Source organism: Sphingomonas sp. 2SG (assembly GCF_005503285.1).
In the GTDB taxonomy this organism is placed as follows: Bacteria; Pseudomonadota; Alphaproteobacteria; order Sphingomonadales; family Sphingomonadaceae; genus Sphingomonas; species Sphingomonas taxi.
Window position 1 is genome coordinate 56,339 of the sequence record NZ_SCMZ01000014.1, and the last position, 18,715, is coordinate 75,053.

General features: G+C 68.4%; 21 protein-coding genes and 1 riboswitch. Of the genes, 10 read left to right on the plus strand and 11 right to left on the minus strand.

The window, feature by feature from the left end:
* Window positions 1-117 precede the first annotated feature (117 nt).
* Entirely contained in the window at window positions 118-633 is a 516-nt protein-coding gene (locus FFS23_RS08075) for a YciE/YciF ferroxidase family protein (protein ID WP_038664778.1), read from the minus strand.
* A 199-nt stretch (window positions 634-832) separates the two neighbouring features.
* On the opposite strand from FFS23_RS08075, the gene FFS23_RS08080 reads away from it, so the two are divergent.
* From FFS23_RS08080 to FFS23_RS08105, 6 genes are all read left to right on the plus strand, one after another.
* On the plus strand, window positions 833-2,269 hold the full coding sequence (locus FFS23_RS08080; protein WP_137898221.1) for a S41 family peptidase: 1,437 nt from the start codon (window positions 833-835) through the stop codon (window positions 2,267-2,269).
* 48 nt (window positions 2,270-2,317) lie between these two features.
* Entirely contained in the window at window positions 2,318-2,632 is a 315-nt protein-coding gene (locus FFS23_RS08085) for an alkylphosphonate utilization protein (RefSeq protein WP_137898192.1), read from the plus strand.
* Window position 2,633: 1 nt separating this feature from the next.
* On the plus strand, window positions 2,634-3,314 hold the full coding sequence (ung, locus tag FFS23_RS08090; protein WP_137898193.1) for a uracil-DNA glycosylase: 681 nt from the start codon (window positions 2,634-2,636) through the stop codon (window positions 3,312-3,314).
* 58 nt (window positions 3,315-3,372) lie between these two features.
* Window positions 3,373-3,627, plus strand: coding sequence for a type II toxin-antitoxin system Phd/YefM family antitoxin (locus FFS23_RS08095; RefSeq protein WP_137898194.1), 255 nt, complete (start codon window positions 3,373-3,375; stop codon window positions 3,625-3,627).
* 2 nt (window positions 3,628-3,629) lie between these two features.
* A complete protein-coding gene (locus tag FFS23_RS08100; RefSeq protein ID WP_502702120.1) occupies window positions 3,630-3,890 on the plus strand; it encodes a Txe/YoeB family addiction module toxin in 261 nt (86 codons plus the stop codon).
* Between the two features lie 89 nt (window positions 3,891-3,979).
* Window positions 3,980-4,261, plus strand: coding sequence for a DUF427 domain-containing protein (locus tag FFS23_RS08105; protein WP_137898196.1), 282 nt, complete (start codon window positions 3,980-3,982; stop codon window positions 4,259-4,261).
* 3 nt (window positions 4,262-4,264) lie between these two features.
* Here FFS23_RS08105 and FFS23_RS08110 read toward each other — a convergent pair whose 3' ends face one another.
* The 6 genes from FFS23_RS08110 to FFS23_RS08135 all read right to left on the minus strand — a co-directional run bounded on the left by FFS23_RS08110 (window position 4,265) and on the right by FFS23_RS08135 (window position 11,475).
* Entirely contained in the window at window positions 4,265-4,615 is a 351-nt protein-coding gene (locus FFS23_RS08110) for a hypothetical protein (protein WP_137898197.1), read from the minus strand.
* A 105-nt stretch (window positions 4,616-4,720) separates the two neighbouring features.
* Complete coding sequence (thiC, locus tag FFS23_RS08115; protein WP_038664759.1) at window positions 4,721-6,568, minus strand: phosphomethylpyrimidine synthase ThiC; 1,848 nt, start codon at window positions 6,566-6,568, stop codon at window positions 4,721-4,723.
* A gap of 38 nt (window positions 6,569-6,606) precedes the next feature.
* Window positions 6,607-6,716: riboswitch (TPP riboswitch) on the minus strand.
* A gap of 304 nt (window positions 6,717-7,020) precedes the next feature.
* Window positions 7,021-8,025 carry a ferritin-like domain-containing protein gene (locus FFS23_RS08120; protein WP_137898198.1) on the minus strand — a complete coding sequence of 335 codons (1,005 nt, stop codon included), beginning with the start codon at window positions 8,023-8,025 and terminating at the stop codon, window positions 7,021-7,023.
* Window positions 8,026-8,065: 40 nt separating this feature from the next.
* Window positions 8,066-9,157 carry a ferritin-like domain-containing protein gene (locus tag FFS23_RS08125; protein WP_038664753.1) on the minus strand — a complete coding sequence of 364 codons (1,092 nt, stop codon included), beginning with the start codon at window positions 9,155-9,157 and terminating at the stop codon, window positions 8,066-8,068.
* Window positions 9,158-9,382: 225 nt separating this feature from the next.
* On the minus strand, window positions 9,383-10,432 hold the full coding sequence (locus FFS23_RS08130) for a ferritin-like domain-containing protein (protein ID WP_137898199.1): 1,050 nt from the start codon (window positions 10,430-10,432) through the stop codon (window positions 9,383-9,385).
* Between the two features lie 14 nt (window positions 10,433-10,446).
* Window positions 10,447-11,475: a ferritin-like domain-containing protein gene (locus tag FFS23_RS08135; protein ID WP_137898200.1), complete on the minus strand. Its 1,029-nt coding sequence runs from the start codon at window positions 11,473-11,475 to the stop codon at window positions 10,447-10,449.
* Between the two features lie 213 nt (window positions 11,476-11,688).
* Here FFS23_RS08135 and FFS23_RS08140 point away from each other — a divergent pair, with 213 nt between their 5' ends.
* Both FFS23_RS08140 and FFS23_RS08145 read left to right on the plus strand, forming a co-directional pair.
* Complete coding sequence (locus tag FFS23_RS08140) at window positions 11,689-12,264, plus strand: sigma-70 family RNA polymerase sigma factor (RefSeq protein WP_171009424.1); 576 nt, start codon at window positions 11,689-11,691, stop codon at window positions 12,262-12,264.
* The gene (locus tag FFS23_RS08145; protein ID WP_137898202.1) at window positions 12,254-12,979 is read left to right on the plus strand and encodes an anti-sigma factor; all 726 of its coding nucleotides are present in this window, start codon (window positions 12,254-12,256) and stop codon (window positions 12,977-12,979) included. The genes FFS23_RS08140 and FFS23_RS08145 overlap by 11 nt, the downstream gene beginning before the upstream one ends.
* Window positions 12,980-13,024: 45 nt before the next feature.
* Here the strand turns inward: FFS23_RS08145 and FFS23_RS08150 are convergent, their stop codons facing one another.
* The 4 genes from FFS23_RS08150 to FFS23_RS08165 all read right to left on the minus strand — a co-directional run bounded on the left by FFS23_RS08150 (window position 13,025) and on the right by FFS23_RS08165 (window position 15,941).
* Window positions 13,025-13,873, minus strand: a complete 849-nt coding sequence (locus FFS23_RS08150) for a MipA/OmpV family protein (RefSeq protein ID WP_137898222.1) — start codon at window positions 13,871-13,873, stop codon at window positions 13,025-13,027.
* A gap of 87 nt (window positions 13,874-13,960) precedes the next feature.
* A complete protein-coding gene (locus FFS23_RS08155) occupies window positions 13,961-14,347 on the minus strand; it encodes a DUF2141 domain-containing protein (RefSeq protein WP_137898223.1) in 387 nt (128 codons plus the stop codon).
* On the minus strand, window positions 14,316-15,140 hold the full coding sequence (locus tag FFS23_RS08160; RefSeq protein ID WP_038664743.1) for a sterol desaturase family protein: 825 nt from the start codon (window positions 15,138-15,140) through the stop codon (window positions 14,316-14,318). Before FFS23_RS08160 ends, FFS23_RS08155 begins: the two co-directional genes overlap by 32 nt.
* A gap of 294 nt (window positions 15,141-15,434) precedes the next feature.
* Window positions 15,435-15,941 carry a GNAT family N-acetyltransferase gene (locus FFS23_RS08165; protein WP_137898203.1) on the minus strand — a complete coding sequence of 169 codons (507 nt, stop codon included), beginning with the start codon at window positions 15,939-15,941 and terminating at the stop codon, window positions 15,435-15,437.
* Window positions 15,942-16,015: 74 nt separating this feature from the next.
* Between FFS23_RS08165 and crtY the strand changes: the two genes are divergently transcribed.
* Window positions 16,016-17,182 carry a lycopene beta-cyclase CrtY gene (gene crtY, locus FFS23_RS08170; RefSeq protein ID WP_137898204.1) on the plus strand — a complete coding sequence of 389 codons (1,167 nt, stop codon included), beginning with the start codon at window positions 16,016-16,018 and terminating at the stop codon, window positions 17,180-17,182.
* 25 nt (window positions 17,183-17,207) lie between these two features.
* Window positions 17,208-18,683, plus strand: coding sequence for a phytoene desaturase (locus tag FFS23_RS08175; RefSeq protein ID WP_137898205.1), 1,476 nt, complete (start codon window positions 17,208-17,210; stop codon window positions 18,681-18,683).
* Window positions 18,684-18,715 lie beyond the last annotated feature (32 nt).

Below are 18,715 nucleotides of genomic sequence, written 5' to 3' on the forward strand. Positions count from 1 at the left end.
GCCAAGCAGAACAACAATTGCCGGCGTTCGGAACCCTGGGCTCCTGCGTTCGCAGGAGCACTGGTGGTTCACGCGGGTCCCGACCACCTCCGGGGGACGGTGGTCGGGTGTCCTGTTTTACGCCTCGACCGCCTCGGCCCGCGCGTTGAGCTTGCTCGTCGCCAGTTGCGTGAGCTTCTCGTCGGTCGCCTTTTCCTCGTCGAGCGTCTGCTGGTACAGCGCGGCGCTCTCGGTGCGGCCGAGCTGCTTCGCCCAGGTGACCAGCGTGCCGTAGCGGCTGATCTCATAATGTTCGACCGCCTGCGCCGCGGCGGTCAGCGCGGCGTCGAGCACCGCCTTGTCGCTCACCTCGCCGGCGACCTCATTGGCTTCCTTGATGATGCCGTCGATCGCCGGGCAGGTCGCGCCCTTGGGCTGACGGCCCTCGATCTCGAAGACGCGGCGCAGACGCTCGATCTGCCCCTCGGTCTCGCGCAGATGCTGTTCGAAGCCCTGGCGCAATTGCACGTCGGTCGCCTTCTCGATCATCTTGGGCAGCGCCTTGGTGATCTGCTGCTCGGCGTAATAGATGTCCTCGAGCTGGTGGACGTAGAGATCCTCGAAGGTCGCGATGTCCTTGCTGAACAGGCCCATGGTCGTTCTCCGTCATGCTGTGGTGTCGGGGGGTGCAACGAGCCGGACGGCGGCACGGTTGCGTCGGCAGGCACTGATCCGGATCAATCCGCTTGCGGCTGCGATCGCGATTGCCGGCGCTCCGGCGTGGGCCTAGACTTGCGCGGATCGGGTGGGGAGACAATCGGTGACGATACGGCGTTCGGTGACACTGCTGGCGATGACCGCGATGCTGGCCGGCTGCGGCGGCGGTGGCGGGTCGTCCCTGACCGCCGGCAACGGCACCGGCAACGCCCCGACGACCGGCACGCCCGCGCCGACGCCTACTCCGACCGCGGTCGCCGGCTGCTCGCTGCGCGACCGGCAGGATTGGGTCGCGGCGCAGATGCGCGAATGGTATCTGTTCTACGACACCTTGCCCGCCAGCCTCGACCCGACGCCTTATGCCAGCGTCGATACCTATCTGGATGCGCTGACCGCGACCGCCCGGGCGCAGAACAAGGACCGCCACTTCACCTATCTCACCTCGATCAAGGAGGAGAATGCGTATTATTCCTCCGGATCGACCGCGGGCTTCGGCTGGCGCTTCGGGCTGACCGCCGACGGGCATCTCTACGTCACCGAGGCATTCGAGGGCGCGCCGGGCCTCGCCGCGGGCGTCGACCGCGGTGCCGAGATCCTCGCGATCGGCACCAGCGCGAGCAACCTGCAGACGGTCGCCAGCCTGTTCCAGAGCGACGGCACCGGCGCCGCGCTCAACACCGCGCTCGGGCCCGATACGGCGGGGACGACGCGCTATTTCCAGGTCAAGGACGGCAGCGGCACGCGCACCGTCGCGGTGGCCAAGAGCGACTTCACGCTCGATCCGGTGTCGAGCCGCTACGGCGCGCAGATCATCACCGACGGCGGCCAGCGCTACGGCTATGTCAATCTGCGCACCTTCATCAGCACCGCCGATGCCGCGCTGCGCACCGCCTTCGCGCGGTTCAAGAGCGCGGGGGTCACCAACATCATCGTCGATATGCGCTACAATGGCGGCGGGCTGCTCTCGACCGCCGTATTGCTCACCAACCTGCTCGGCGCCAACCGCTCGACCGGCGACGTGATGAGCTATACCAGCTTCCGCCCCGAGAAGGCGTCGAACAACGAGACGACCTATTTCGCGCCGCAGACGGAGTCGGTCGCGGCGACCCGCATCGCGTTCATCGGCACGCGCGGCACCGCCTCGGCGAGCGAATATGTCATCAACGCCTATATCCCGTATCTCCACGCCAATGCCGGGCTGATCGGCACCAACACCTATGGCAAGCCGGTCGGCCAGATCCCGCTCGACAAGGCGGCATGCGACGACCGGCTGCGCGTGATCGCCTTCGCGTTGCAGAATTCGGCGCGGCAGGGCGCCTATTACAACGGCCTCGCCGACACGGTCGAGGCGAGCTGCCGCGCCGCGGACGACATCGCCTATCCGATGGGCGATCCGCGCGAGGCGTCGACGCGCTCCGCGCTCGACTTCCTGCAGGGCAAGAGCTGCACCAGGCTGACCGCGGCGGCGGGGGCGGAGGCGCGGGCGCTGTCGGTGCCGATCGAGCGCGAGGCGCTGATGCCGACCAGCGGGCGCATCTCGACCGCACGGCGCGAGGTGCCGGGGCTGTTCTAACCCGCCCGCCAAGCTGTAAGGGCTTCGGCCTGGGCAAGGGGGTTTGCGATGCAGAAGGACGACGACAGCTTCGTGTACGACGAGGCGAGCGGCGAGTGGATCAGCGCGGCGGATGCCGCGGCGGCGGCGGGGGCGCCGGCCGAGGTCGCGGTCGAGGTGCGCGATTCGGTGGGCAATCTGCTCGCCGACGGCGATCAGGTGACGCTGATCAAGGACCTCACCGTCAAGGGCGCGGGCCAGACGCTGAAGCGCGGCACGCTGATCAAGAGCATCCGGCTGACCGGCGACGCGCAGGAGATCGATTGCAAGTTCGACGGGATCAAGGGGCTGGTCCTGCGCGCCGAATTCGTCCGCAAACGCTAGGATGATTCCACGGATCGATCCGAGCTGGGCGGCGCCGCTCGCCGAGGCGCTCGCCTGCCCGAGCCTGGCGGCGCTCGACGCCTTCCTCGCCGCCGAGACGGCGGCGGGCAAGGCGATCTTCCCGCCGGCGGCGGACCGGTTCCGCGCGCTCGAACTGACGCCGCTCGACCGGGTGCGCGTCGTCATCCTCGGCCAGGATCCGTATCATGGGCCGGGGCAGGCGCATGGGCTGAGCTTCTCGGTACGGCCGGGGGTGCGGCCGCCGCCGAGCCTCGTCAACATCTACAAGGAGCTGCACGCCGACCTCGGCATCGCGCCGGCGCGCCACGGCTTTCTCGAGGCGTGGGCGCGGCAGGGCGTGCTGCTGCTCAACACGGTGATGAGCGTCGAGAGCGGCCGCGCCGGATCGCACCGCAACCGCGGCTGGGAGCGATTCACCGATGCGGTGATCCGCGCGGTCGCCGGCAAACCCGATCCGGTCGTCTTCCTGCTGTGGGGCGCGCATGCCCAGCAGAAGGCGGGGTTCGTGACCCGGCCCGACCATCTCGTGCTGGCGGCGCCGCACCCTTCGCCCTTGTCGGCGTACAAGGGCTGGTTCGGCAGCCGCCCGTTCAGCCAGGCCAATGCGTTTCTGGTCGCGCACGGCGCAGCGCCGATCGACTGGGCGCTGCCGGACGCCTGATAGATAGCTCGACGTTGCCGGCGTTGACATTGGACAGATCGTTGTCCATCTCTGCGTCATGCAGGCCGTCAGCTATTCCGAAGCGCGTGAAAATCTGAAGTCGATGATCGACAAGGTCGTCGCCGATCGCGCGCCGCTCGCCATCACGCGCCAGCGCGGCGAAGGCGCGGTGCTGGTTTCGGCGAGCGAATGGGCGTCGATCGAGGAAACCCTCTACCTGCTGCGCTCGCCGAAGAACGCCGAGCGGTTGCTGGCGAGTATCGCTGAGTTCGACGCCGGCGGCGGCGAAGTCCATGAGCTGATCAAGCCGTGAACGTGCAATTCTCGTCCCGATCGTGGGCCGAGTATCTCGACATGCAGGCGCATGACGCCAAGCTGTTCGACAAGATCAACGCGCTGATCGAGGAATGCCGGCGCCATCCGTTCAAGGGCACGGGCAAGCCCGAGCCGCTCGGCGGCAATCTGTCGGGCTGGTGGTCGCGGCGGATCAGCCATGAACATCGGCTGGTGTATCGCGTCGCCGGCAGCGGGGCGGACCAGACGGTGCAGGTGGCGCAATGCCGCTATCATTATTGAGCCGGCCCCGTGCGGCGCGCGCATCACCGGCCGAGGCCGTGCGCATCCTTTTCCCCCGCCGGTCGGTTGGTCCGGCAAGGAGACACGGCATGGCGGAAGCATATTGGAACGGCGTACGGATCGCGGCGAGCGACGACATCGTCACGGTCGAAGGCAATGCCTATTTCCCGCGCGCGGCGGTCGATCCGGCGGTGCTGGTCGATAGCGCGACGACGAGCGTTTGTCCGTGGAAAGGCACCGCGCATTACCATACGCTGCGCGTCGACGGGGCCGAGAACCGCGATGCCGCCTGGTATTATCCCGAGCCCAAGGATGCCGCCAAGGAGATCACCGACCGGATCGCCTTCTGGAAGGGCGTCGAGGTGTGCTGACGCCTACCAGACCGGGATCGTCACGCGGTCGGTGCCCGGATGGATGCTATAGGTGATGCTGGTCGGGACGATGCTGTCGCCGCGATAGGCGGGGTGGACGGTCATCATCCGCGGGGGCGTGTCGCCGCGCTGGGCAAGCAGCCGGGCGATCAGCGCCTCGATGCGGCGGGCGGCTTCGGGCGGGACGAACAGCTCGTTGGCGCGATCGGGTGGGCCGCCGAAATCGCGCGGGAAGAGCCAGGTCTGCACGAGCTTGCCGCGCATCGCGAGCACGCGCGCTTTGGCGCGCGAGGTGACCGCGGCAAGGTCGATGGCGTCGTTCGCAGCCTGCGTGAGGACGATCGGTACAATCATCTGGAGCCCCCCGGTCGCCAAGGGTAGGCGGTCGGCGGCGGCAGGCAAGACGCGACGGCCAAGTCGCTGACGGGCGTCGGGTTTCCGTCAGCGACTCGGCACCAATCACTCCGCCGCCGGCAGATATACCTCCCCGCCCTTCTCGCGGAACCGCTCGCTCATGTCGGCCATGCCCGCCTCGGCCTCTTCGGCGGCGACGAAAGTGGCGACCGGCGCATTCTGCTTGGCGGCGAATTCCCTAACCTCCTGCGTGATCTTCATCGAGCAGAATTTCGGGCCGCACATCGAACAGAAATGCGCGGTCTTGGCGCCCTCGGCGGGCAAGGTCTGGTCGTGGAAGGACTCGGCGGTATCCGGATCGAGCGACAGGTTGAACTGGTCGCGCCAGCGGAAGTCGAAACGGGCGCGGCTCAAGGCGTCGTCGCGCAGCTTGGCGGCGGGGTGGCCCTTCGCCAGATCGGCGGCGTGGGCGGCGAGCTTGTAGGTGACGACGCCGACCTTGACGTCGTCGCGGTCGGGCAGGCCGAGATGCTCTTTGGGCGTGACGTAGCAGAGCATCGCGCAGCCGAACCAGCCGATCATCGCCGCACCGATGCCGCTGGTGATATGGTCGTAGCCCGGTGCGATATCCGTGGTGAGCGGCCCGAGCGTGTAGAAAGGCGCCTCGCCGCAGACCTGGAGCTGCTTGGTCATATTCTCCTGGATCTTGTGCATCGGGACATGGCCCGGACCTTCGATCATCACCTGCACGTCCTGCGCCCAGGCGCGATGGGTCAGCTCGCCGAGCGTGTAGAGCTCGCTGAACTGCGCCTCGTCATTGGCATCGGCGATCGAGCCGGGGCGCAGCCCGTCGCCCAGCGAATAGGCGATGTCATAGGCCTTCATGATCTCGGTGATCTCGTCGAACCGTTCGTAGAGGAACGATTCCTTGTGATGCGCGAGGCACCATTTCGCCATGATGCTGCCGCCGCGGCTGACGATGCCGGTGACGCGCTTCGCCGTCATCGGGATATAGGGCAGGCGGACGCCGGCGTGGATGGTGAAATAGTCGACGCCCTGTTCGGCCTGTTCGATCAGCGTGTCGCGGAAGATCTCCCAGGTCAGCTCCTCGGCGATGCCGCCGACCTTTTCGAGCGCCTGATAGATCGGCACGGTGCCGATCGGCACGGGGCTGTTGCGCAGGATCCATTCGCGCGTGTCGTGGATGTTGCGGCCGGTCGACAGGTCCATCACCGTGTCGGCACCCCAGCGGATCGACCAGACGAGCTTGTCGACCTCCGCCGCGACGTTGCTGGCGACCGCGGAATTGCCGATGTTGGCGTTGATCTTGACCAGGAAGTTGCGGCCGATCGCCATCGGTTCGGATTCGGGATGATTGATGTTCGACGGGATGATCGCGCGGCCGCGCGCGACCTCGTCGCGGACGAATTCGGGGGTGACGTAATCGGGGATCGACGCGCCGAAGCTCTCGCCGTCGCGGACATGGTCGCGCAGCATCGCGCGACCGAGATTCTCGCGGGTGGCGACATATTCCATTTCCGGAGTGACGATGCCGCGGCGGGCATAATGCATCTGGCTGACGTTGGCGCCGGCACGCGCGCGCAACGGGCGACGGACGGCGTTGGGGAATTGCGGCACGCCGCCGGAGCGGTCGGGGCCGAGCTGGCCATTGTCTTCGGGACGCAGTTCGCGGCCATCGTAGCTTTCGACGTCGCCGCGGTTCTCGATCCACGCGCGACGCAGCTGCGGCAGACCGGCCATGATATCGATACGCGCGGCCGGATCGGTATAGGGGCCGGAGGTGTCGTAGACGCGCAACGGCGGCTCGCCCGAGGAGGGATCGAGATGGATCTCGCGCATCGCGACGCCCAGCGGGCCGACATGGATCTTCTTCGAGCCGCGGATCGGGCCAGTCGTGACGCCAATCTCGGTACGTGCGGGAATGTCGGCCATGAGTCTCTCTCCATGAACGGAGAGCGGACGCGGATTTTCGGATGAAACCGCTCCCTCCCTCCGCCGGTATCAACCGGATCAGGTTCAGCGGGTCGAAGGCTGCGGCCTTCCTCTCAAGCGCTGCATCAGCGCTCCCCCGGGGATAATGACGATGGTGTACGCGGTTCGGCGGCAGGCGCCAAGGCAAATCCTCCCGCCGCGAGAGGGGGCTATCTCATATGAACGTTCGAGTGGGTCCATCGCTTTCCAAGCGCACCTCCGTCACCCCGGACTGGTTCCGGGGTCCACTCCGCGGCGAGGAGAACGGCTTGAGCAGGCACGATTCTCCTGCGGACCGGTGGACCCCGGAACGAGTCCGGGGTGACGTAGAGATTGTGGACGCGGCTCGAACCTCGTTCCCACAGCCATAGGCGATAGCCCTCCCGCCAAGGGGGAGGGAGGGCGTTGGAGCGTCAGCTGGCGGCGGAGGTGCGGATGTTGCCGTTGATGCCGTTGGGGAAGAAGCCGCCCGAGCCGACCGCGGTCTTGTTGAGGTAGACGATGTTGAGCACCTGGCCGGTCGAGCGGCTATAGGCGACGCCGTTGGTGTCGGTCGGCACGACGTTGGCGGTGGTGGTGTCGCCGATGCCCTGATCGATCTCGCTGCTGCCGTCGAGGCTGTCGCGCGCGTCGGAGATCAGCCGCGCGTTGGTGAGGATCGACGAGGCGCCGGCGAGCGTCTCGGCGGGATCGACGCCCTTGCGGTAGAGCACCGAGCGGATCAGCCCGGCGTGATAGCCTTCGGTGGCGAGGATGCCGGCGGCAGCCTCGATGAATACCTTGTTGACGATCAGCGGCGAGGCGCCCTTGTAGGCCGAGACGCCGACGTCCTCGAACAGATAGGCGCCGAGCAGGAAGTTGATGTCGCTGGCATAGGGATTGAAGACATCGCTCGCGCCGACCACGCCGGCGGCGCGCGCCGCGGCGGTGAAGGCGCCGGTGGCGTCGCCGCCGATGTTGATCGCCGGCATCGCCACCGCGAAGCTGCCGAGGATCGTGCGCAGGAAGGTGACGTGGGCGATCTCGTCATTGGCGATCTCGCGCGCATATTGCGCGACGATCGGGTCCTGGAAGTTCACCTGTGCGCCGCCGGTGACGGTGCCGAGCGTGCCGACGCCGCTCATGATGCCGGTCGACAGGCCCTGGCCGAAGGCCGCCCAGCTGTAGAAGCTCGCCTCGAGATATTCGAGATTGAGCGCGAAGTTGAGCACGTCGGCATCGGTGCCGACGGTCGGCGTCGTCGCGGTCGGCGTCGGGCTGGGGCTGCTGCTGCTGTCGCCGTCGCCACCGCAGGCGGCGAGCAGCGACAAGGCCCCCGCCGAGGCGGCGGCGCCGCCGGCGTAGCGCAGGAAGTTGCGGCGTTCGGCGCGGCGGTCGGCGATCGCGTCGAGGATCGTGTCGGTCGGAAGGTCGGTCATCGGGTCTATCCCCTGAAAGCTTTGAAAACGGACGGCGAGATCAGGAGGCGGTCGCCGCCTTGATGGTGCCGTTGAGGCCGGCGGGGAAGAAGCCGCCCGCGCTCGCCGCCGCGGCGTTGAGATAGACGATGTTGAGCACCTGATTGGGGGTGCGGCTGTAGACGATGCTGTTGGCGTCGGCCGGCACGATGTTGGACACCGGGAAGGTCGGCACCGGGGTGGGCGTCGCGGTCGGGGTCGGCGTGGGGGTCGGCGTCGGCGTCGCGGTGGCGGTCGCGGTGGGCGTCGGCGTCGGCACGGTCTGGCCCGGCGCGGCGGTGAGACCCGGCGTGATGCCCTGGTCGATGTCGGTGCCGCCGTCGAGACTGTCGCGCGCGTCGGAGATCGCGCTGGCGCTGGTGATCAGCGCCGAGCCGGCGACCGAGCCGCGACGGAACAGCTCGCCGCGGATCGTCGCGGCATGATAGGCCTCGACCGCGAGGATACCGGCGGCGGCCTCGATATAGGTCTTGGTGAGCAGCGGCGCGGCGCCCTTGTAGGCGGTGACGCCGACGTCCTCGAACAGATAGGCGCCGAGCAGGAAATTCTCCTCGCTGCCATATTGGTTGAAGGTCTGGCCCGCGGCGATCAGCTTGGCGGCGACCGCGGCGGCGGAGAAGGCGCTGTTCGGGCCGACCGACAGGTCGAGCGCCGGCTGCGCGATCGCGCTGCTGCCCAGCGCGGTGCGCAGATAGGTGACGTGCGCGACCTCGTCGGCGGCGATCTCGCGCGCATAGCGGGCGAGGACCGGGTCGCTGAAGGTCACCGCGGCGCCGCCGCTGACGTTCGCCGCGCCCTGCGTGCCGGTGCCGGTGAGCAGATTGGCGGCGAGGCCGGCGCCACCGGTGGCGAAGGCGTAGAATTGCGCCTCGAGATATTCGAGGTTGAGCGCGAAATTGAGGATGTCCTGATCGGAATAGGTCGTCGTCTGCGCCTCGGCGGCGCCGGCGAGGCCCAGCGCCGACGCGCCCGCGGCGGTGACCGCCATCGCGCCCATCGCGGTGCGGAAGAAGTCGCGGCGTTCGGTGCGGCGCTGGACGCGGGCGTCGAGCGCCGCTGCGAGGGCGCTGTCGGTATCGGTTCGGGCGGTCATTACTCGGGTTCTCCCCACGCGCGGGCGGTCTTGCGGCGGCCCAGGATGGCCTTGCCGTTCCGCATCCGGCGGGAGGCGTCAAGCCCGGACGCGGCGGAAATCGGCGGCAGCGCGACGGAAGGGCGTGACCGCGCATAAAAAATCCTCCCCCGACGCGAAATCGAGGGAGGACCCTGTGCCGGCCGGCGTGGAAGGGAACGCCGGCCAACTCTTGGAACGTCGGGCTCAGCCGAGGCCGACGGTGAAGGCCGGATTGGGATTGTTGGTGCCCACCGGGAAGAAGCCGCCGCGGGTGCGGTTGGCGCCGGTCGCGTTGAGATAGGCGATGTTGTGCACCTGCTGGACGCTGCGGCTGTAGGCGATGCCGTTGCTGTCGGTCGGCACGATGTTCGACACGGCATTGGCCGCGCCGATGTTGGTGCCGGCGATGCCCTGGTCGTCGTCGCCGTTGGTGCCGCCGGTGGTGCCGTCGAGCAGATCGCGCGCGTCCGAGATCTTGGTGGTCGCGGTGATCAGATCGGCGTTGGTGACGCCGCGGGTGTAGAGGATCGTGCGGACGAGGCCGGCATGATAGGCCTCCGCCGCGAGGATGCCCGCCGCCGCTTCGAGATACATCGACGAGATGACCGGCGAGGCGCCCTTATAGGCGGTGACGCCGATATCCTCGAAGATATAGGCGCCGAGCAGGAAGTTGGTCGGGCTGGCATAGGGATCGAACAGGCCGTTCGAGGCGACGACGCCGGCGGCGCGCGCCGCCGCGGTGAACGCACCGGTCGCGGTCCCCGAGATGTCGATCGCCGGCTGGGCGACCGCGGCACTGCCGAGCGCGGCGCGCAGGAAGGTGACGTGGGCGATCTCATCCTGCGCGATCTCGCGCGCATATTGGCCGATCAGCGGGTCGGAGGTGAAATTGACCGCGCGCGGGAAGCCGTCGCCCGAGCCGGTGATGACCGACCCCTGCGTGCCCGTACCGGTGAGCAGCGACGCCGACAGGCCGGTTCCGAAGGCGGCATAACTGTAGAATTGCGCCTCGAGATATTCGAGGTTGAGCGCGAAGTTGAGCACCGCGACGTCGGTGCTGACCGAGGTCGCAGTCGGCGTCGGCGTCGGAAACGGCACCGACATATTGTCGTCGTCGTCACCGCAGGCGGCGAGCAGCGACAGGCCGCCGACCGCGGCGACGCCGGTCGCGGCGGTCTTCATGAACGCGCGGCGGGCCTTGCGACGCGCGGCGGTTGCCTCGACGATGGCGAGGACGGAGAGTTCCTTGGTCATATATCCACCCCTGCTCAGTTCGCGGCGCTGCTGCGCAGCCCGCTGTTCCCGTTGTTGATGCCGTTCGGGAAGAACCCGCCCGCGGTCACCGATCGGGGATTGAGATAGACGATGTTGAGCACCTGCGCCGGCGTCCGGCTGAACGCGAGGCCGTTGGGATCGAGCGGCACGATGTTCGAGGTCGTGCCCGCATTGGTAGTCGTCGCGGCGATGCCCTGGTCGAGATCGGTGCCGCCGTCGACCGAATCGCGCAGGTTGGAGATCGCCGTGGTCGCGGCGACGTTGTTCTGCGCGGTGGTGATCGTCGGGGTCGCGACGCCGCGCGCATAGAGCGCGGTGCGCACGATCGCGGCGTGATAGGCCTCGACCGCGAGGATGCCGGCGGCCGCCTCGAGATAGGTCTTGTTGTTGAACAGCGCGCCCGCCGCGCCCTTGTAGGCGGTGACGCCGACATCCTCGAAGATGAAGGCCGCCTGCAGGAAGCTGTCGTCGTTCGCATAGGGGTCGAAACCGGTCAGCGCCGGGGTGGTGCTGGCAGCGGCGGCGGCAAAGGCACCGCCGGCGGCACCCGAGATGTCGATCTGCGGCTGCGCGGCGATCAGCGCGTCGCTGGTGCCCGTGCCGCGGATCGCGGCGCGCAGGAAGGTGACGTGCGCCACCTCGTCCGCGGCGATCTCACGCGCATAAGCGGCGATGCCGCGGTCGCTGAACTGCACCTGGCGGGCCGAGCCGGTGCCGGTGCCGGTCACCACCGTGCCCTGCGTGCCGACGCCGCCGGTCAGCAGGTTGGCAGGCAAGCCGGTGCCGAAGGCGGCATAGCTGTAGAATTGCGCTTCGAGATATTCGAGGTTGAGCGCGAAGTTGAGCACGTCGACCTCGGTCACCGCGGTCTGCGCCGCCGCCTCGCCGGCGATCGACATCGCCGCCGCGCCGGCTGCGGTCACCGCCGCCATGCCCATCGCGTTCTTGAAGAATCCGCGCCGTTCCTCGCGTCGCCGCGCCCGGGCGTCGAACGCCTCGATGATCTGGTCCGTCTGGGTCATCGTCAGCAACCTCCCTCACCTTCATGCGGTCCTCCGTCATCGCCGCATGCTATCGACGGGCGACCGGTAGACCTGTGGCGAGCTACGTTGCCGGGTCGTGGAAAGATGCGCGGCGGCCGAAACAAAATGTCGGTTTTGCAAAATGATCCGACATGGTCGGAATGTTGGCCGCAGGATATTGCCGGGAGGCTTGCGTACGGTTAGCCCTTGGCCGTGCCTCCCGCCGCCCCCTCCAGCCCCCAGGCGGCCCGTACGATCCTGGTCGAGGCGCTGATCCGCACCGGCGAGGAGGATCGCGACGCCTTCCGCACCGTCTACCGTCTGACCTCGGCGAAGCTTTTCGGCATATGCCTGCGTATCTGCGAAGACAGGCAAGGCGCCGAGGACGTGCTGCACGACGTATATCTCACCATCTGGCACCGCGCGGGGGCCTATCAGCCGGGACGGGCGAGCCCGATCTCGTGGCTGGCGACGATCGCGCGCAACCGGGCGATCGACTGGCGCCGGCGCCACGGCCGGGCGCGCACCGCGCCGGTCGAGGCGGCCGACGCGATGCCCGATCCGGCGGCGGCGCAGGACGAGGCGCTGATCGCCGACGAGCAGCGCGCGCGATTGCACGACTGCCTGGAGACGATCGAGGTGCGCCAGCGCGGCGCGATCCGCAGCGCCTTCTTCGGCGGGCTGACCTATGCCGAGCTGGCGGTGGCGCAGGCGGTGCCACTCGGCACGATGAAGAGCTGGGTACGGCGCGGGCTGCTCGCCCTGCGGGGGTGCCTCGATGGCGAGTGACGACCTCCCCGACATGACCGCCGCCGAACTGGCGCTGGGGCTGCTCGACGGCAGCGATCGCGCGGCGGCGTTGCGCCGGCTGGCGAGCGAGCCGGGCTTCGCCGCCGAGGTGGAGCGCTGGCGCGGCTGGCTCGGCGCGCTATTCGCCGATTGGCCGGCGGTGGCCGCGCCCGACGCGGTGGCGGCGCGGGTCGAGGCGTCGCTCGATGCACAGCGCGGCGTGCCGGCGGCGGCGAACGACAATGCGGGGGGCGTCGCGCGCTGGCGCGGGCTGGCGGTGGCGGCGAGCATCGCCGCCTGCCTGTTGCTGGCGGTGACGACGCTGTTGATGCTGCGGCCGGCGCCTGCACCGATCCGCATCCCGGTGCGCGTGCCGGTAATCGCGCCGGCGCCTCTGCTCGCCGCGATCGTGCCGACCGGCAAGGGCGCGCCGATCGCCGCCGCCTACGATCCGGCGAGCGCGACGGTACGGATCGCCGGCGGTGTCGACGTACCGGCGGGGCATTCGGCGCAATTGTGGGCGATCCACGGCGCCGATGCGCCGCGTTCGCTGGGCGTGATCCCGGCGGGGCCGGCGCGGGTGATCGTGCCGGCGGCGGTGCGCCCGGCGCTCGCGGCGGAGACGGTGCTGGCGATCTCGATCGAGCCGGCGGGCGGCTCGCCGACCGGGCTGCCGACCGGACCGGTGGTCGCGACGGGCAAGCTCAGCGGATAAGTCCTCCATCCGTCATGCCAGCATGACGGATGGAGGCATGCCGGTTCAGAACGTATAGGCGAGCCCGACCGCGCCCAGCCACTGGTTGCGCGAGCCGGCGATGCGGACCAGCGGGCTGTCGGCGAAGCCGTTGAGCATCCGGACGTAGGTGCCGCCGGCGACGATCTTGAAGCCCTTGAGCAGATTGCCGGTCAGCGAATAGGTATAGAGACCGCCGAGCGAATAATTCTTCCAGCCGGCGCGCGCATTGTAGGTCGGCAGGCCGCTCGCCAGCGTCTGCGTCGGCGAGACCGAGAAATAGGTCGTCGCATAACCGCGGCCGGCACGCTCGGCCGAGGCGAAGATCGCCACCGCCATCTTCTCGCTCAGCGGAGTGATGTAATTGACGCTCGGCTGCCAGATGCCGCTGTCATGCGCATTGGCGACGTCGTGGCGATAGCTGACCGTCGCCGACAATTGGTCGTACGGGCTGGTGATCACCCCGGTCTTGCCGATGCCGACATAGCCGCCGAGCTCGATCGCGGTATCGACCTTGCCGAGCGCGCGGACGCGCGGATCGTCGATGCTCTTGAGGCTGCTGCGGTTGAAATTGACGACGCCGATCGGACCGGCCTGCAGGTCCCAGACGGGGCCGGGCTTGTCGCGGATCAGGTCGACGCTGATCCGGTTGCCGGCGAGGACGAAGCCATAGCCCTTGATCGAGCCGACCGCGCCCGGTGCGGCGGTGAAGCGATAGTCGTTCGAGCCTTCGTAATCGCTGAGATAGACGCCGGCGGCGCCGACGGTGATCGTATCGCGATTGAAGTCGAATTCGGTGGGCTGCACGGGCGCCGACGCCTCCTGCGCGGCGGCCGGGGTGACGAACACGGCAGCGGCGGCGAGCGCGAGCGGCATCAAGATCTTGGCGGACAAAGCTACGGCTCCAAACCTGTTACGACGCCGTAACGCGGCGGACGCCGGTTGCTATCCATTGCCGACCGATCAGAGGATGTAATGCATCCGTATCTGTTGCTGATTTGCATCACTGGTCACCGCGAAGCGTGCCGCGGCAAAGTGCGGTGCGCCGAAGCGGATCGGCGGGTTGCGCGAAAAGCCGAAGCCCTCGCGCGGAATGCCGGCGAAGGTGTCGAGCTTGGCGTTGCTGTTCTCGTCGTGGATCACCGCGACGGCATATTGGCCGTGCGGCAGCCCTTCGAAGCGCAGGCTGTGCGCATTGGCCGGTACCGAGCGGGTGATCGCATCGGCATCGTCGACGCAGGCGGGGAAATTGTCGGGATCGGCGGTCAGGCAGACGCGCAGCAGCCCCTTGGCGGAGCGCATCTGGCTGACGGCGACGTCAAGCCGCGCGATCGGCGCCGCGCCGAGCACCAGCGCCGCCGCCGGCAGCAAGGCGGCGAGCGCCACCGGCCGGTTGCTGCGCCTGCGCCTTGGCACGCGCGTGGCTGCGCGCGAAATCGCCGACGCCGCGATCGGTGCCGCAAAGGCGGTCCCAGAACCGGAAGTAGAGCCCATAGTTACATCCATATTGCTCATGGTGCCGCTGATGATGGCTGGCGGTGATCAGCCAGCCGCCCAATGGCCCCCGCCACATGAACCGCGGGAAAACCTCCCAACCCATGTGATTGGTTACGCCCATAACCGTCATAGTCGCCAGCACGAAGCCCAGAGCGGCGACGTGGATCGGAATTGCCAACACCAGTAACGGAATTGCCACAGCGCCGGTCAGCGCCTCGATCGGGTGGAAGGCCATCGCCGCCCAGGCGGTCGGCGGGCGGCTGGCGTGGTGGACGGCATGCGCCGCCTTGAACACCGCCGGCCGGTGCATCCAGCGATGCGTCCAGTAGAACCAGGTGTCGTGGAGGACGAGGTAGAGCAGGATCGAGACCGGCCAATACCATAAGGGATAGGCGTGGACGTCGCGATAGACGCGCGTCCAGCCATGCGCCTGCCAGCCCCAGGCGAGCACGCCGGCGGGGATACCGTAGATGGCGGCGGAGGCGAGGCTCCATGCGATCTCGCGCCGCATCTGCGCATCGAGCCCGCGGTAGAGGCCGGGATGACGCAACCGCGTCGCCGCGGCGAACGCGCCGGAGACGAGGAGATAGCGCACGCCGACGATCATCGTCATCGCCAGCGCGGACAGGGTGACGGCGAGCAGCATGCTACGGGACGTAGCGGATTTCCGGGGGCGGGGATATGGCGGATGCGACCTGCCGGCCTGATGCCGACGGCGCGGCGAGGATGCGACGAGCGTGGTCCGTCGCGGTGAGATACGCTAGGTTTGCCTTCTCCGATTCGTCACCCCGGACTCGTTCCGGGGTCCACCGGGCCGCGCGCGAATGGCATCGCCTCCAGCCGTTCTCCTCGCCGCGGAGTGGACCCCGGAACGAGTCCGGGGTGACGGAGTGAGCTTGGCGGGAGCCCGGCCAGCATGAACGTCGACGAGGGTGAGGTGTCAGCGTTCGAGCACGTGTATCGTCCGGCCCTTGTAATCCGCGTCGCGCGCCAGCCCATACCCCAGCCGCGCCGCCAGCCGCAGCGACGGCGCGTTGCCCGGATCGATGATACAGGTCGTCTTCGCGATGCCGTGCGCCTGCGTCCACGCGAACACCGCCGCGAGCGCCTCGCCGGCGTAGCCGCGGCCGTGCGCCGCCGGGGCCAAGGCCCAGCCCATTTCCGGCAGCGCCAGCGGCGGATCGATCGCGCGGCGGGCCTCGATCAGGCCGACTTCGCCGACCAGGTCGCCCTCACGGTCGCGAACCACCCAGCTGCCGTAATCGAACGCCTGCCACTGGCCGATCGACCGCAGCAGCCGGATCCACACCTCCTCGCGGCTGCGCGCGACGCCGCCGATCCGTTCGAACACCGCGGGATGCGCCCACATCGCGGCGAGCGCGTCGAGATCGGCGGGGCGATGGACGGTGAGGATCAGGCGATCGGTGGTGAGGACGGGCGGCGTCATGCCGGCAGGCTAGCGCGGCGCGCGGCGGCGTAAAAGCCGGTTCTCCCGCCCCGCGCTTTGGGGTAGGCGCAGACATGGGTTCGACCATCCCTTGCGACGTGGCGATCGTCGGCGGCGGCCTCGCCGGCGGCCTGATCGCGCTGGCGCTGCACGCGCGGCACCCCGGCCTCGACGTGCGGATCATCGAGGCGGCGCCGCATCTCGGCGGCGACCACGTCTGGTCGTTCTTCGGCAGCGACATCGCGCCGCAGGATCGCTGGCTGGTCGCGCCGCTGACGGTGCACGACTGGCAGGGCTATGACGTCGCCTTCCCGCACCTCGCGCGGCAGATCGACGCGACCTATCATTCGGTGACCAGCGAGCGATTGCATGCGGTGATCCGCACGACGCTGCCGGCGCCGGCGGTGATGCTCGGGCGCAAGGTGCTCGCCGCCTCGGCGACCGCGGTGGTGCTCGCCGACGGCGACCGGATCGAAGCCGGCGGGGTGATCGACTGCCGCGGCCCCGGCGACCTGTCGGTGCTCGACCTCGGCTGGCAGAAGTTCGTCGGGCAGGAACTGTTGCTCCACGCGCCGCATGGCACCACCGGGCCGCGGGTGATGGACGCGACGGTCGAGCAGGCCGACGGTTATCGCTTCGTCTACTGCCTGCCCTTCGCCGCCGACCGCATGTTCGTCGAGGACACCTATTACAGCGACACGCCGCACGTCGACCGCGCCGCGCTGGGGCTGCGCATCGCCGCCTACGCCGCGGGCCGGGGCTGGCAGGTCGACAGCGTGTTGCGTACCGAGGCCGGCGTGCTGCCGATCACGCTGGGGGGCGATTTCGAGGCCTATTGGCGGTCGAGCGGCGCCCACGTCGCCAAGGCGGGGATGCGCGCCGGGCTGTTCCAGCCGACCACCGGCTATTCGCTGCCCGACGCGGTGCGGCTGGCGGTGCGGCTCGCCGAGCGGACCGATTTCTCTGGCAAGGCGCTCGCCGGTTTCACCCACGATTACGCCCGCGCGGCGTGGAAGCACGGCGCCTTCTATCGCATGCTGAGCGCAATGATGTTCCGCGCCGGCGATCCGGCGGAACGTTGGCGCATCATCGAGCGCTTCTACCGTCTCGACCCGACGCTGATCACCCGTTTCTATGCGGGGCGATCCAGTCTCAAGGACAAGATACGGATTCTGACGGGCAAACCACCGGTGCCGGTGGGCAGCGCGATCAGGGTCCTGCGAACGACGGCATGGCGGTAACCCGCACAGAGGAATGGAAACGAACATGAAGTCGGCGATCGTCATCGGAGCGGGATTCGGCGGGCTGGCGCTCGCGATCCGCCTGCAATCGGCGGGAATAGCGACGACCATCGTCGAATCGCGCGACAAACCGGGCGGCCGTGCCTATTATTGGGAGCGCGACGGCTTCACCTTCGACGCCGGTCCCACCGTCATCACCGATCCCGCCTGCCTGCAGGAATTGTGGGCGCTCACCGGCCGCGACATGGCCGAGGACGTGACGCTGGAACCGGTGACGCCCTTCTACCGGCTCAACTGGGTCGACGGCACCAATTTCGATTACACCAACGACGAGGCGCTGCTCCAGCGCGAGATCGGCAAGCTCAACCCCGCCGACATCGCCGGCTATCACAAATTCCTCGAATATGCCGAAGGCGTCTATCGCGAAGGCTATGAGAAGCTCGGCCATGTCGCGTTCCTCGATTTCGCCTCGATGATCAAGGCGGCGCCGGCGCTGGCCAAATATCAGGCATGGCGCTCGGTCTATTCGATCGTGTCGAAATACGTGCAGAACGAGAAGCTGCGCGAGGCGCTGAGCTTCCACACCCTCCTGGTCGGCGGCAATCCGATGACGACCAGCGCGATCTATGCGCTGATCCATAAATTGGAGCGCGACGGCGGCGTCTGGTTCGCGCGTGGCGGCACCAACCGGCTGATCGCCGGGCTGGTCGCGCATTTCCAGCGGATCGGCGGCACGCTACGGCTCGGCGATCCCGTCGCCTCGATCGAGACGCTGGGCGACCGCGCCACCGGCGTCCGTTGCGCGAGCGGCTGGGAAGCGCAGGCCGATGCGGTCGCGGCGAACAGCGACATCATGCACACCTATCGCGACCTGCTCAGCGGATCGCGCAGTGCGCAGCGCACCAAGGCGCGGCTGGAGCGCAAGAGCTATTCGCCCTCGCTGTTCGTGGTGCATTTCGGCATCAAGGGCACGTGGCCGGGCATCCCGCACCACATGATCCTGTTCGGGCCGCGCTATAAGGAGCTGCTCGCCGACATCTACGATCACGGCGTGCTGGCGCAGGATTTCTCGCTGTACCTGCACCATCCGACCGTCACCGATCCGAGCCTTGCGCCGGAGGGGCATTCGACCTTCTACGCGCTGGCGCCGGTGCCGCACATGGGCAAATTCCCGGTCGACTGGAACGAGGTCGGCCCGATCCTCGAAAAGCGCATCCTCGACGAGGTCGGGCGGCGGCTGATTCCGGACATCCACGAGCGGATCGTCACCAAGTTCAGTTATGCGCCCAACGATTTCGCCACCGATCTGAAGGCGCATCTCGGCAGCGCGTTCAGCCTGGAACCGGTGCTGACGCAGAGCGCCTATTTCCGCGTCCACAACCGCGACGACCATATCCCCAATCTGTATTTCGTCGGGGCGGGCACGCATCCCGGCGCGGGGATCCCCGGCGTGGTCGGCAGCGCTAAGGCGACGGCGGCGCTGATGATGGCGGCGCGATAGGGCGGCGCGGGGGCAAGACCCATCCGCCCTTC